The organism is Streptomyces sp. NPDC014882 (assembly GCF_043081325.1).
Lineage (GTDB): Bacteria > Actinomycetota > Actinomycetes > Streptomycetales > Streptomycetaceae > Streptomyces.
The window spans coordinates 19,545-32,980 of the sequence record NZ_JBIBWL010000016.1; the positions used below are offsets into that span (position 1 = coordinate 19,545).

Genomic DNA, 13,436 nt, shown 5'->3' on the forward strand with positions numbered 1-13,436 from the left:
CGCGGGTGTTGGGGGCGGGGGGGGCTCACCAGTGCCGGCGTGGCGCCCCCCCTCCGACCCCCCCCCCCCGGGGCCCGCGGCGGGGGGGGGGGGGGGGGGGGGGTGTACCCCCCCCCCCCCCCCGGCCGTCGCTGTTCGCCCTACCCGTCGGTAGCATCCTGGCCATGGCAGACACCAAGCAGGTTGACGAGACCGCGGACGCCAAGCGGGCCGCGAAGGCCGAGCGCGCGGCGGCCCGCCTCGCCAAGCGGATCAGCACCTTCTCCCAGGCGCACGGCGGCGCCGAGGGCCAGGTCGCCCACCTCGGCGAGCGCGGCGCCCGGATCGTGCTCGTCGGCGAGGACGGCGGCTGGGGCGACCTCGTGGCGCCCAGCGTGGAGATCGCCGCCAAGGCGGTCGAGAAGTCCGGGATCACCGTCCACGAGAACTTCGACGGCGAGTTCGCCGCCAAGGTGACGACCGGCCCGTACGAGTGGACCCGGATGGCCGGGATCCAGGTCGGCGGCCCGCGCAACACCTGAGCAACACCTGACGCCGGGTTCACCCGTTAGGACGTGTGAGGAACACACCGAGCACACGGTCCAGCCGCGGGAGTCCCGGATGATCGAAACACCGTCCCTGGTGGACCAGTACTGCCACGGCGTTCTGAGGACGGAGCTGGGCCTCGGCACCTTCGAGGCCCAGCTGGCCCGCACCGAGGGGCCGCCCGCGCCCGGCACCACGCTGTTCGACACCCAGACCGGCTTCGCGGTGCGCCGCTGGTGCCCCCCGCTGCTCGGCCTGGAACCGCACTGCCCGCCCGCCCGCTACCTCGCCCGCCGCCGCGAACTGGGCGTGCCCGAGGCGGGCCGCCGGCTGCTGCGCGGCAGCGGCATCACCACCTACCTCGTCGACACCGGCCCGCCCGGCGACCTCACCGGCCCCGACGAGATCGCCCGCGCGGGCGACGCCGAGGCCCGTGAGATCGTCCGGCTGGAACCGCTGGCCGAGCAGGTCGCCGACACCTCCGGCACCGTCGAGTCGTTCCTCGCCAACCTCGCCGAGGCGGTGCACGGCGCCGCGGCGACGGCCGTGGCCCTCAGCTCCGTGGCCGGCGTGCGCCACGGTCTCGCCCTCGCGCCCGAGCCGCCCGGACCGGGAGAGGTCCGGGGCGCGGCGGGCCGCTGGCTGGCGGGGCGCCGCGTCGGCGGGGAGGTGGACGACCCCGTGCTGCTGCGGCACCTGCTGTGGATCGCCGTCACCGCGGGCCGGCCCCTCCAGCTCCACGCGGGCCCCGGCGGGCCCGGCCCGTGCGGCGACCGCGCGGACCCCGCCCTGCTGACCGACTTCGTCCGCGCCACCGCCGGTCTCGGCACCGACCTGGTGCTGCTGCACGGCTACCCCCACCACCGGCACGCCGCCCACCTCGCCGGTCTCTTCCCGCACGTCCACGCCGACTCCGGGGCCGCCCTCGTGCGCACCGGCGCCCGCGCGGCGACGGTCCTCGCCGAGATCCTGGACCTGGCCCCCTTCGGCAAGGTCCTCTTCTCCAGCGGGGCCCGCGGACTGCCCGAGCTGCACGTCGTGGGCGCCCGGCTGTTCCGGGAGGCGCTGGGGCGGGTGCTCGGCGGCTGGGTGGCGGAGGGCGCGTGGTCGCTCACGGACGCCCGGCGGGTGGCGGGGCTGCTCGCGGCGGGGAACGCGCGGCGGGTCTACGGGCTGGAATGAGCGAAGCCCCCACCGGCCGGGGCACGCCGCACCAGACTGGGCGGATGCAGACCGAAGCCCTGCTCGACCGCTTTCTCGGCGCCCTGGCGCCTCTCGGACCCCTCACCGTCTGGGCCCACGGCTCGCTCGCCGGCGGGGACTACCAGGAGGGCCGCAGCGATCTGGACCTGATCGCCGTGCTGCCCGGACCCGTGCGGGCCGCCACGGTGTGGCGGGTGGCCCTCCTGCACCAGGGATTGCGCGCCGACCCGCTCGCGGCGAAGCTGCACTGCAGCTACCTGACCCCGGCCACGGTCGCGGACTTCGGGCACCGGCACCTGACCTGGGCGCACCGGGAGCTGATGCGCCGCCCGGTCACCCCCGTCACCCGTCGCGAGCTGCACACCTTCGGGCGGGTCCTGTACGGCGGCGCCCCGGCCGGGCTGCTGCCGGAGGTGGCGGACCGTGAGCTGGCGGAGTTCGTGGTGTCCGACCAGCGGGACTTCTGGCGGCCCGCCGTGGACAGGGCGCACCTGTGGACACGGGACGTCTGGGTCGACATGGGCCCGGTGACCTTCGCGCGGGCGACGGTCACGCTGCGCGAGGGGCGGCTGGTCTCCAAGCGCGAGGCCCTGGAGGAGCTGCCCGGCCTCGGGGCGCCCGCCGAGATCGTCGAGGACATCCGGCGGCGCCGTTACGGCGGGCCCGCTCCCGTCCCCTCCGGGGAGGGGTGGCGGGTCCGCCGGGCCGAGCTGGTGCGCGGCTGGCTCGGACCGGCGATCGACGGCCTGGTGGCGGCGTACGGCTGAGCCGGGAACGCGGGCCGGGAGCGGTCACGGACGGACGCCGGGAGACGTCGGGCGCGGGTGCCGGGTGTCGGGTGCCGTCAGGCGCGGCTGCCGACCGTCGCCTCCGCCGCCGGCCCCGGCAGACCGGGCAGCGTGTCCGGGCGCTCGCGCAGGGCCAGCAGCACGCGCAGGACCGCGATCCACACCAGGCACGAGCCGAGCATGTGCAGGCCGACCAGGACCTCGGGGAGGTCCGTGAAGTACTGGACGTAGCCGATGACGCCCTGGGCGAGGAGCACCAGGAACAGCTCGCGGGTGCGGTGCGACGGCCCCTCGGGGGCGTCGACCGCCTTGAGGACGAACCACAGGGCGAAGGTCAGTGTCACCACGATCCAGGCGAGCACGGCGTGCAGCTTGGAGACGGTCTCCCAGTCCAGCGGCATGCGCGCGACCTCGCTGGAGTCGCCCGCGTGCGGACCGGCCCCGGTGACCACCGTGCCGACCGCGATCAGCAGCACGGACGCGGCGACCAGGAACCACACCAGCTGCTGCACGGCCTTGCCGACCAGCGCCACGGGCGCCCCGTCGCCCTCCCGGGTGCGCTGCCACATCACCGTGGCGACCGCGATCAGCGCCGAGGAGAGCAGGAAGTGGGCCGCGACCGTGTACGGGTTCAGACCCACCAGCACGACGATCCCGCCGAGGATCGCGTTGCCCATCACGACCCAGAACTGCGCCCAGCCCAGCCGGGTGAGCCCGCGCCGGTACGGCTTCTGCGCGCGGGCCGCGACGATCGCCCAGCCCACCGCGGCGCACAGCACGTACGTCAGCATGCGGTTGCCGAACTCGATGGCGCCGTGGAGGCCCATCTCGCTGGTCGAGGTGAGCGAGTCGTCGGTGCACTTCGGCCAGGTCGGGCAGCCGAGGCCGGAGCCGGTGAGCCGGACGGCACCACCGGTGACCACGATGACCACCGACATCACGAGCGCGGTGAGCGCCGCCCGCTGGACCGTCCGGGGGTCGGGGGTCCAGCGCGCGGCGATGAGGGCGAGGGGGTTGCGCACGGCGGCTACGGCGTCGGCGCGGGTCACGTTCGGCACGCCGTCCATCGTAAGGGGCCGCTTGTGCACGCTTTCACGAGGGTCCCGGACCGGGGCGTTCCCGGATCCTTCGCGGGTCACTCCCAGCGGAAGAACCGGCCGGCCGCGGCCAGCCCCGCGACCGCCCACACGGCGAGGATCCCCAGGTCGCCCCACGGCATCGCGGCCCCGTGCTGGAGCACGTCCCGCAGGCCGTCCGAGAGCGCCGAGACCGGCAGCAGGGCGAGCACGTCCTGGGCGCCCGGGGGGAACTTCTCCAGCGGCACGATCACCCCGCCGCCCACCAGGAGCAGCAGGAACACCAGGTTGGCGGCGCCCAGCGTGGCCTCCGCCCGCAGCGTGCCCGCCATCAGCAGACCGAGGCCCGAGAAGGCCGCCGTGCCGAGCACCAGCAACAGCACCACGGCGAACGGGTCGCCGTGCGGCGACCAGCCCAGCGCGAAGGCGATCACCGTCAGCAGGACGACCTGGAGGACCTCCGTGACCAGGACGGCGAGCGTCTTCGCGGTCATCAGCCCCCAGCGGGGGAGCGGGGAGGCCGCCAGCCGCTTGAGCACCCCGTACCGGCGCTCGAAGCCCGTGGCGATGGCCTGGCCGGTGAACGCCGTCGACATCACGGCGAGCGCGAGGACGCCGGGGGTCAGGAAGTCGACCGCCTCGCCGGCGCCGGTGTCGATGATGTCCACCGAGCTGAACAGCACCAGCAGCAGGGCCGGGATCACGACGGTCAGCAGCAGCTGCTCACCGTTGCGCAGGAGCATCCTCGTCTCCAGCGCCGCCTGGGCCCTGATCATGCGGGACAGCGGAGCGGCGCCCGGCTTCGGCGTGTACGTGCCGGTGCTCGTCATGAGCGCAGCTCCTTGCCGGTCAGCTCGCGGCCGTGTCCTTGCGGGGGGCGACCCCCGGACCCCCGGCCGGTCGTGTGGCGGGCGGGAATCATGAGCGCAGCTCCTTGCCGGTCAGCTCGAGGAAGACGTCTTCGAGGGTGTGCCGTTCCACCGAGATCCGGTCCGGCATCACTCCGTGCTGCGCGCACCACGAGGTCACCGTCGCCAGCATCTGCGGGTCGACCTTGCCGGTGATCCGGTACGAGCCCGGTGTCGGTTCGGCGGCCGTGCTGTCGGCGGGCAAGGCCTTGAGCAGGGAGGCCAGGTCCAGGCCGGGACGGCCGCCGAAGCGGAGGGTGTTCTCGGCGCCGCCGCGGCACAGCTCCTCGGGGGAGCCCTGGGCGACGACCCGGCCCGCGTCGATGATCGCGACGTCGTCGGCGAGCTGCTCGGCCTCGTCCATGTGGTGCGTGGTGAGGATGACCGAGACCCCGTCCGCCCGCAGGTCGCGGACCAGGTCCCAGGTGGCGCGGCGGGCCTGCGGGTCCAGCCCGGCGGTCGGCTCGTCGAGGAACACCAGCTCCGGGCGCCCCACCACGGCCATCGCGAGCGCGAGACGCTGCTGCTGGCCCCCGGACAGCCGCCGGTACGTCGTGCGGCCGCAGCCGCCCAGCCCCAGCCGCTCGACGAGCGCGTCCACGTCCAGCGGGTGCGCGTGCAGCCGGGCGACGTGCCGCAGCATCTCGTCGGCCCGCGCCCCCGGGTAGACGCCCCCGGACTGGAGCATCACCCCGATCCGGGGGCGCAGGGCGGACGCCTGTGCCACCGGGTCGAGGCCGAGGACGCGCACGGTGCCGGAGTCCGGTCCGCGGTAGCCCTCGCAGGTCTCGACGGTGGTCGTCTTGCCCGCGCCGTTGGGGCCGAGCACGGCCGTCACGCCGGCCTCGGCCACCAAGTCGAGGCCGTCCACCGCGGTCTTCGTGCCGTACCGCTTCACCAGGGCCTGGACCTGGACCACGGGCTCGCTTCGCATGGGTCCAGAGTCTAGGTTCGCGGCCGGGCGCCCGGACCGGCGGGTGTGCGGGAAGGCGCCGCCGGCCCCGCGGGCGGGCCCCGGACCCGCGCCTCACCGCACCGCCGTCCCGGCCGGCCGTAGATCGTTCGCGCAGGTCAGATTAGGTAAACCTAAGTGACGCAGGGCACCGGACGGCGATCCGGACGCGGCTTGCCTGCTTCCGAGGAATTACGCAACAATGGCGTTGTGAAAAACGTCGGCGAGGCTCGGGAGACCCCCGCGGGGGCCCCTCAGGAGGAACTGGCGACCGGTGAGCGCTCCACGCGCAACCGCGTCGCGCGTTCCATCCTGGACCACGGGCCGTCCACCGTCGCCGAGCTGGCCGGACGGCTGGGGCTCACCCAGGCCGCCGTGCGCCGGCACCTGGACGCGCTGGTCACCGACGACGTCGTGGTGCCGCGCGAGCAGCGGGTGTACGGAGCGCGCACGCGCGGGCGTCCCGCGAAGGTCTTCGCCCTCACCGACTGCGGCCGCGACGCCTTCGACCAGTCGTACGACAAGCTCGCCGCGGACGCCCTGCGCTTCATCCGGGAGCGGTTCGGCGGGGACGAGGCCGTCACCGCCTTCGCCCGCGCGAGGATCGCCGAACAGGCCGCCGGCTACCGCGAGGCGATCGAGGCCGCCGGACCCGCACAGCGCACCCAAGCCCTGGCCAAGGCCCTGAGCGCCGACGGGTACGCTGCTACGGCGCGCAGCGCACCGGTCGGCGAGCAGCTGTGCCAGCACCACTGTCCCGTCGCCCACGTCGCGGAGAAGTTCCCCCAGCTCTGCGAGGCGGAGACGGAGATCTTCTCCCAGCTGCTCGGGACGCACGTCCAGCGGCTGGCGACCATCGCGCACGGCGACGGCGTCTGCACGACGTTCATCCCCAAGATTTCCCCCACGACTGATCACCGCACCGATCACACCACCGATATCGCATCCGCAAGCACGGCCGGGAGGAACCCCGCATGACTCTCCCCACGGAGACTGCCCACCCCGAACTCGAGGGCCTGGGTAAGTACGAATACGGCTGGGCCGACTCCGACACGGCCGGCGCCTCTGCGAAGCGCGGCATCAACGAGGACGTCGTCCGCGACATCTCGGCGAAGAAGAACGAGCCGGAGTGGATGACCAAGCTCCGCCTCAAGGGTCTGCGCCTGTTCGAGAAGAAGCCCATGCCGAACTGGGGCTCGGACCTGTCGGGGATCGACTTCGACAACATCAAGTACTTCGTGCGCTCCACGGAGAAGCAGGCGGAGTCCTGGGAGGACCTGCCCGAGGACATCAAGAACACGTACGACAAGCTGGGCATCCCCGAGGCGGAGAAGCAGCGCCTCGTCGCCGGCGTCGCGGCCCAGTACGAGTCCGAGGTCGTCTACCACCAGATCCGCGAGGACCTGGAGGAGCAGGGCGTCATCTTCCTCGACACCGACACGGCGCTGAAGGAGCACCCGGAGCTCTTCAAGGAGTACTTCGGCACCGTCATCCCGGTGGGCGACAACAAGTTCGCGTCGCTGAACACCGCGGTGTGGTCCGGCGGCTCCTTCATCTACGTGCCGCCGGGCGTGCACGTCGAGATCCCGCTCCAGGCCTACTTCCGCATCAACACGGAGAACATGGGCCAGTTCGAGCGGACCCTGATCATCGTCGACGAGGGCGCCTACGTGCACTACGTCGAGGGCTGCACGGCCCCGATCTACAAGTCGGACTCGCTGCACTCCGCGGTCGTCGAGATCATCGTCAAGAAGAACGCCCGCTGCCGTTACACGACCATCCAGAACTGGTCGAACAACGTCTACAACCTGGTCACCAAGCGCGCCGTCGCCTACGAGGGCGCCACCATGGAGTGGATCGACGGCAACATCGGCTCCAAGGTGACGATGAAGTACCCGGCCGTCTACCTGATGGGCGAGCACGCCAAGGGCGAGACCCTGTCCATCGCCTTCGCGGGCGAGGGCCAGCACCAGGACGCCGGCTCCAAGATGGTCCACATGGCGCCGAACACCTCCTCCAACATCGTCTCGAAGTCCGTGGCGCGCGGCGGCGGCCGCACCTCCTACCGCGGCCTCGTCGAGATCGGCGAGGGCGCCCACGGCTCCAAGTCCAACGTGCTGTGCGACGCGCTGCTCGTGGACACCATCTCCCGCTCCGACACGTACCCCTACGTGGACGTCCGCGAGGACGACGTGTCGATGGGTCACGAGGCGACCGTCTCCAAGGTCTCCGAGGACCAGCTCTTCTACCTCATGAGCCGCGGTCTGAGCGAGTTCGAGGCCATGGCCATGATCGTGCGCGGCTTCGTCGAGCCCATCGCCAAGGAACTCCCGATGGAGTACGCGCTGGAGCTCAACCGGCTGATCGAGCTGCAGATGGAGGGCGCGGTCGGCTAGGACCCGCCCGCCACCGAGAGCCAGCGAAACCTGACGTAGGAAGAGAGCAGACCGACAGCCATGGCTGAGGCCCGAAACATCCCGGTGGGCAGCACGACCGCCGGCCAGATCGCGGTGGCCGCCGAGTCCACCGTCGCCACGCGCATGAGCGCGCCCGCGTCCTTCGACGTGGCGGACTTCCCGGTCCCCCACGGCCGCGAGGAGGAGTGGCGGTTCACCCCGCTGGAGCGGCTGCGCGGCCTGCACGACGGCACCGCGGTCGCCACCGGCGACGGCGTGAAGGTCGACGTCGACGCCCCCGAGGGCGTCGTCGTCGAGACCGTCGGCCGCGACGACGCCCGCCTCGGCAGGGCGGGCACCCCGGTGGACCGCGTCGCCGCCCAGGCGTACTCGGCGTTCGAGAAGGCCGGCGTCGTCACCGTCCCCAAGGAGACGGTCCTCACCGAGCCCATCCGCATCACCGTGCACGGCGAGGGCGGGACCTCCTTCGGCCACCAGGTGATCGAGCTGGGCGCCTTCGCCGAGGCCGTCGTCGTCATCGACCACACCGGTGACGCCGTCCTGGCCGCCAACGTCGACTACGTCCTCGGCGACGGCGCCAAGCTGACCGTCGTCTCCGTCCAGGACTGGGACGACAAGGCCGTGCACGTGGCCCAGCACAACGCGCTGATCGGCCGGGACGCCACCCTCAAGTCGTTCGTGGTCACCTTCGGCGGCGACCTCGTACGGCTGCACCCGCGGGTCGCCTACGCCGGCACCGGCGGCGAGGCCGAGCTGTTCGGCCTGTACTTCACCGACGCCGGCCAGCACCAGGAGCACCGCCTCCTCGTCGACCACAACACCCCGCACTGCACGTCGAACGTCATGTACAAGGGCGCGCTCCAGGGCGACGGCGCCCACGCGGTGTGGATCGGCGACGTCCTCATCGAGGCCGCGGCCGAGGGCACCGACACCTATGAGATGAACCGCAACCTGGTGCTCACCGACGGCGCCCGCGTCGACTCCGTGCCCAACCTGGAGATCGAGACCGGCGAGATCGTCGGCGCCGGCCACGCCTCCGCCACCGGCCGCTTCGACGACGAGCAGCTGTTCTACCTGATGGCCCGCGGCATCCCCGCCGACGACGCCCGCCGTCTGGTGGTCCGCGGCTTCTTCGCCGAGCTGGTGCAGCAGATCGGCGTCGCCGACATCCAGGAACGCCTCCTCGCCCGGATCGACGAGGAACTGGAGGCGTCGGTCTGATGACGTTCGTACGCGCCTGCGGACTGGGCGAGCTGGAGGAGAACACCCCCAAGCGGGTGGAACTCGACGGCACACCGGTCTCCGTCGTGAAGACGGAGGGGGAGGTGTTCGCGATCAACGACATCTGCTCCCACGCGAACGTCTCGCTCTCCGAGGGCGAGGTGGAGGACTGCCAGATCGAGTGCTGGCTGCACGGCTCCGCCTTCGACCTGCGCACCGGCAAGCCGTCCGGCCTTCCCGCGACGCGCCCCGTCCCCGTATACCCCGTAAAGATCGATGGGGACGACGTGCTCGTCTCCCTCTCCCAGGAGTCCTGAGGCACCCATGGCAACGCTTGAAATCCGAGACCTGCACGTCACCGTCGAGGCCGACAACGCCACGAAGGAGATCCTCAAGGGTGTCGACCTGACCGTGAAGCAGGGCGAGACGCACGCCATCATGGGCCCCAACGGCTCGGGCAAGTCCACCCTCGCCTACTCGCTCGCGGGTCACCCCAAGTACACGATCACCGGCGGCACCGTCACCCTCGACGGCGAGGACGTCCTGGAGATGTCCGTCGACGAGCGCGCCCGCGCCGGCCTGTTCCTGGCGATGCAGTACCCGGTCGAGGTCCCCGGCGTCTCGGTCTCCAACTTCCTGCGCACCTCCGCCACCGCCGTCCGCGGCGAGGCCCCCAAGCTGCGCACCTGGGTGAAGGAGGTCCGCGAGGCCATGGAGCGCCTCCACATGGACCCCTCCTTCGCCGAGCGCAACGTCAACGAGGGCTTCTCCGGCGGTGAGAAGAAGCGCCACGAGATCCTCCAGCTCGAGCTGCTCAAGCCGAAGGTCGCGATCCTCGACGAGACGGACTCCGGCCTGGACGTCGACGCCCTGCGGATCGTCTCCGAGGGCGTCAACCGCGTCCGCGAGACCGGCGAGGTCGGCACCCTGCTGATCACGCACTACACGCGCATCCTGCGCTACATCAAGCCCGACCACGTGCACGTCTTCTCCGGCGGCCGGATCGTCGAGTCCGGCGGCGCCGAACTCGCCGACAAGCTGGAGAACGAGGGCTACGAGGTTTACACGAAGGGCGGCGTATCCGCGTGACGCAACTGCCGGGCCTCCTCGACACCGAGGCGATCCGCAAGGACTTCCCGATCCTGGACCGCGTGCTCCACGACGACCGGAAGCTCGTGTACCTGGACAACGCGGCGACCTCGCAGAAGCCGCGCCAGGTGCTGGACGCCCTGAGCGAGTACTACGAGCGCTACAACGCCAACGTCCACCGTGGCGTGCACGTCCTCGCCGAGGAGGCCACGGCACTGTACGAGGGCGCGCGCGACAAGGTCGCGGAGTTCATCAACGCGCCCAGCCGCGACGAGGTGATCTTCACCAAGAACGCCTCGGAGTCGCTGAACCTGGTCGCGAACATGCTGGGCTGGGCCGACGAGCCCTACCGCGTGGACTCCGAGACCGAGATCGTCATCACGGAGATGGAGCACCACTCCAACATCGTGCCGTGGCAGCTGCTCGCGCAGCGCACCGGCGCGAAGCTGAAGTGGTTCGGCCTCACCGACGACGGACGGCTCGACCTGTCCAACATCGACGAGATCATCACGGAGAAGACGAAGATCGTCTCCTTCGTGCTGGTGTCGAACATCCTGGGCACGGTCAACCCGGTCGAGGCGATAGTGCGCCGCGCGCAGCAGGTCGGCGCCCTGGTGTGCATCGACGCCTCGCAGGCCGCGCCGCACATGCCGATGGACGTCCAGGCCCTCCAGGCCGACTTCGTGGCCTTCACCGGCCACAAGATGTGCGGCCCGACCGGCATCGGCGTCCTGTGGGGCCGCCAGGAGCTGCTGGAGGACCTGCCCCCGTTCCTGGGCGGTGGCGAGATGATCGAGACGGTGTCGATGCACTCCTCGACCTACGCGCCCGCCCCCCACAAGTTCGAGGCGGGCACCCCGCCGATCGCGCAGGCGGTCGGTCTGGGCGCGGCGATCGACTACCTGTCCGCGATCGGCATGGACAAGATCCTCGCCCACGAGCACGCGATCACCGAGTACGCGGTGAAGCGGCTCGGCGAGGTTCCCGACCTGCGGATCATCGGCCCGGCCACGGCCGAGGACCGCGGCGCCGCGATCTCCTTCACGCTCGGCGACATCCACCCGCACGACGTGGGCCAGGTCCTCGACGAGCAGGGCATAGCGGTCCGGGTCGGACACCACTGCGCCCGCCCCGTCTGCCTGCGCTACGGAATTCCCGCGACCACGCGAGCGTCGTTCTACCTGTACTCCACGCCCGCCGAGATCGACGCGTTGGTCGAGGGCCTGGAGCACGTACGGAACTTCTTCGGCTGAGGGGCGTGACGACGACGATGGGACGCGAGGGTAGCTGACGTGAAGCTGGACTCCATGTACCAGGAAGTCATCCTGGACCACTACAAGAACCCGCACGGGCGGGGCTTGCGGGACGGCGACGCCGAGGTGCACCACGTCAACCCGACGTGCGGCGACGAGATCACCCTGCGGGTGAAGTACGACGGCACGACCGTCCAGGACGTCTCGTACGAGGGGCAGGGCTGCTCCATCAGCCAGGCCTCGGCCTCCGTGCTGAACGAGCTCCTCGTCGGCAAGAGCGTCTCCGAGGCGCAGCGCATCCAGGAGACCTTCCTGGAGCTGATGCAGTCCAAGGGCAAGGTCGAACCGGACGACGCGATGGAGGAGGTGCTGGAGGACGCGGTCGCGTTCGCCGGTGTCTCCAAGTACCCGGCACGGGTCAAGTGCGCCCTCCTCAGCTGGATGGCGTGGAAGGACGCGACGGCCCAGGCGCTGGGCGCCGACGCCGACGCCGAAAGGAAGACGGCATGAGCGAGACCGTTGAGACGAAGCCGGCCTCCGAGGAGGAAGTCCGCGAGGCGCTGTACGACGTCGTCGACCCCGAACTGGGCATCGACGTCGTCAACCTCGGGCTGATCTACGGCATCCACATCGACGACGCGAACATCGCGACGATCGACATGACCCTGACCTCCGCGGCCTGCCCGCTGACGGACGTCATCGAGGACCAGGCGAAGTCCGCCACGGACGGCCTGGTCAACGAGTTGCGCATCAACTGGGTCTGGATGCCGCCGTGGGGCCCGGACAAGATCACGGACGACGGCCGCGAGCAGCTCCGCGCGCTCGGCTTCAACGTCTGAGATCCCCGGTACCCCTTCGGTACCCCCGCGGCACGAGAAGAACGGCGGCGTCCTCACGGACGCCGCCGTTCTTCTCGTGCGCGTCATCCCGTGTCGTGCGCGTCTTCTCCCGCGCGCCCCTACGCCAGCCCCTCCACGAGCCGGAAGGCCGAGTCGGCGGCGTACGGGCCGTCGCTCTGGTGGCGCTGCAGCCTCACCTGGAAGTCCTGGTGGCGCAGGAAGTACCCCGGGAAGTTCACCGACTCCAGCACGACCGCGCCGGAGCCGGCGGGACGGGCGCAGAAGGTGACGTCCTGCCGGAACAGGGGGGAGCCGTCGTCGGCCTCCGCGCGCAGCACGAAGTCGCGGTGGCGCAGATAGGTCCCGTCGGACGTGCGGAACGACAGGCACGAACCGCGCGCCAGACCGCTCACCACGGTGAAGGTGGCGTCCGCGCGGAACTCCGCGCCGCCGGCCGCTTCGAGCCGCACCTGGCCGCCGCCCGCCCGCCAGTAGTGGCCGGGGTGGTTGACGGACCGCACCGACCGGCGCACGGTCGCCGGCCCCGGACCGGAACCGCTCCCGCCGGCCGAGGCGGACGGTGAGGCCGTCGCCGGGGGGTGCGGCGAGGAACCGCCCCCCGGCGACGGCGAGGAGGAGGCCGACGCGGACGGCGAGGCGCTCTCCCGCGCGGCCGACGCCGAGGGCGAGGCGTCCACCGGGGGCGAGCCGAAGGAGATGAGTCCCGGCGACGTCTCCTTGCCGGACACCGTCCGCCCCGCCGGGGCGGCCGACTGCTCGTCGGCGGACCGGTCGGTGAGCGCGACGGCGGCGACGCAGGCCACGACGGTCGCGACGGCGAGGACGCCGGCGATCCACAGCCGCCGCGTCCCGGGTGTCCGGGAGGTGTCCGGAGCCCAGCCGTCCTCCCAGGGGTGCTGCGGGGAAGGCCGGGACTTGTTGTCTGGCATGTGCTGTTCCTCCAGCGGCGCCCGAAGGGCGAACACGGCTGCGACGGCCCGTTGTGCGAACGGTGAGACAGTAGTGGAACCAGTGACTCCCGAGCAGGCGTTTGAGTGAGCGCTTTCCCCCCGGGTTCCGGATGCCGCGGAGGACGCGGACGGGCGGCCGCCTCCCGCCCCGCCGGCCGTGCCGCGGCCTCCCGCCCGCCCCCTGAGACACCGCC

General features: G+C 71.8%; 15 protein-coding genes. 11 read left to right on the plus strand and 4 right to left on the minus strand.

The features are described 5' to 3' along the window. Nucleotides 1-164 precede the first annotated feature (164 nt). The 3 genes from ACF09K_RS29000 (at nucleotide 165) to ACF09K_RS29010 (ending at nucleotide 2,495) form a co-directional block, all read left to right on the plus strand. Nucleotides 165-521 (plus strand): hypothetical protein, encoded by a 357-nt coding sequence (locus ACF09K_RS29000; RefSeq protein WP_382783477.1) that lies wholly within the window; start codon nucleotides 165-167, stop codon nucleotides 519-521. Between the two features lie 79 nt (nucleotides 522-600). Next, nucleotides 601-1,707, plus strand: a complete 1,107-nt coding sequence (locus ACF09K_RS29005; RefSeq protein WP_392248211.1) for an amidohydrolase family protein — start codon at nucleotides 601-603, stop codon at nucleotides 1,705-1,707. Between the two features lie 44 nt (nucleotides 1,708-1,751). Beyond that, nucleotides 1,752-2,495: a nucleotidyltransferase domain-containing protein gene (locus ACF09K_RS29010; RefSeq protein WP_392248213.1), complete on the plus strand. Its 744-nt coding sequence runs from the start codon at nucleotides 1,752-1,754 to the stop codon at nucleotides 2,493-2,495. 77 nt (nucleotides 2,496-2,572) lie between these two features. Here the strand turns inward: ACF09K_RS29010 and ACF09K_RS29015 are convergent, their stop codons facing one another. The 3 genes from ACF09K_RS29015 to ACF09K_RS29025 form a co-directional block, all read right to left on the minus strand. Next, nucleotides 2,573-3,583, minus strand: coding sequence for a heme A synthase (locus ACF09K_RS29015; RefSeq protein ID WP_392248215.1), 1,011 nt, complete (start codon nucleotides 3,581-3,583; stop codon nucleotides 2,573-2,575). A gap of 68 nt (nucleotides 3,584-3,651) precedes the next feature. Further along, complete coding sequence (locus ACF09K_RS29020; protein ID WP_392248216.1) at nucleotides 3,652-4,422, minus strand: ABC transporter permease; 771 nt, start codon at nucleotides 4,420-4,422, stop codon at nucleotides 3,652-3,654. An 88-nt stretch (nucleotides 4,423-4,510) separates the two neighbouring features. Continuing rightward, nucleotides 4,511-5,434, minus strand: a complete 924-nt coding sequence (locus ACF09K_RS29025) for an ABC transporter ATP-binding protein (protein WP_392248218.1) — start codon at nucleotides 5,432-5,434, stop codon at nucleotides 4,511-4,513. Nucleotides 5,435-5,662: 228 nt separating this feature from the next. On the opposite strand from ACF09K_RS29025, the gene ACF09K_RS29030 reads away from it, so the two are divergent. The 8 genes from ACF09K_RS29030 to ACF09K_RS29065 are packed head-to-tail and all read left to right on the plus strand — an operon-like array spanning nucleotide 5,663 to nucleotide 12,271. Further along, complete coding sequence (locus ACF09K_RS29030; protein WP_392248220.1) at nucleotides 5,663-6,430, plus strand: helix-turn-helix transcriptional regulator; 768 nt, start codon at nucleotides 5,663-5,665, stop codon at nucleotides 6,428-6,430. Next, nucleotides 6,427-7,848, plus strand: coding sequence for a Fe-S cluster assembly protein SufB (gene sufB, locus ACF09K_RS29035; protein ID WP_363091184.1), 1,422 nt, complete (start codon nucleotides 6,427-6,429; stop codon nucleotides 7,846-7,848). Before ACF09K_RS29030 ends, sufB begins: the two co-directional genes overlap by 4 nt. Before the next feature lie 60 nt (nucleotides 7,849-7,908). Then, nucleotides 7,909-9,090 carry a Fe-S cluster assembly protein SufD gene (gene sufD, locus ACF09K_RS29040; protein ID WP_392248222.1) on the plus strand — a complete coding sequence of 394 codons (1,182 nt, stop codon included), beginning with the start codon at nucleotides 7,909-7,911 and terminating at the stop codon, nucleotides 9,088-9,090. Beyond that, nucleotides 9,090-9,407 (plus strand): non-heme iron oxygenase ferredoxin subunit, encoded by a 318-nt coding sequence (locus ACF09K_RS29045; RefSeq protein ID WP_366062366.1) that lies wholly within the window; start codon nucleotides 9,090-9,092, stop codon nucleotides 9,405-9,407. The genes sufD and ACF09K_RS29045 overlap by 1 nt, the downstream gene beginning before the upstream one ends. Before the next feature lie 7 nt (nucleotides 9,408-9,414). Then, complete coding sequence (gene sufC, locus ACF09K_RS29050; RefSeq protein ID WP_392248224.1) at nucleotides 9,415-10,179, plus strand: Fe-S cluster assembly ATPase SufC; 765 nt, start codon at nucleotides 9,415-9,417, stop codon at nucleotides 10,177-10,179. Beyond that, on the plus strand, nucleotides 10,176-11,432 hold the full coding sequence (locus tag ACF09K_RS29055) for a cysteine desulfurase (protein ID WP_392248226.1): 1,257 nt from the start codon (nucleotides 10,176-10,178) through the stop codon (nucleotides 11,430-11,432). The genes sufC and ACF09K_RS29055 overlap by 4 nt, the downstream gene beginning before the upstream one ends. A gap of 39 nt (nucleotides 11,433-11,471) precedes the next feature. After that, a complete protein-coding gene (sufU, locus tag ACF09K_RS29060) occupies nucleotides 11,472-11,942 on the plus strand; it encodes a Fe-S cluster assembly sulfur transfer protein SufU (RefSeq protein ID WP_392248228.1) in 471 nt (156 codons plus the stop codon). Then, complete coding sequence (locus tag ACF09K_RS29065; protein ID WP_392248230.1) at nucleotides 11,939-12,271, plus strand: metal-sulfur cluster assembly factor; 333 nt, start codon at nucleotides 11,939-11,941, stop codon at nucleotides 12,269-12,271. Before sufU ends, ACF09K_RS29065 begins: the two co-directional genes overlap by 4 nt. 119 nt (nucleotides 12,272-12,390) lie before the next feature. Here ACF09K_RS29065 and ACF09K_RS29070 read toward each other — a convergent pair whose 3' ends face one another. Continuing rightward, nucleotides 12,391-13,221 carry an AbfB domain-containing protein gene (locus tag ACF09K_RS29070; RefSeq protein ID WP_392248232.1) on the minus strand — a complete coding sequence of 277 codons (831 nt, stop codon included), beginning with the start codon at nucleotides 13,219-13,221 and terminating at the stop codon, nucleotides 12,391-12,393. Nucleotides 13,222-13,436: the final 215 nt, after the last annotated feature.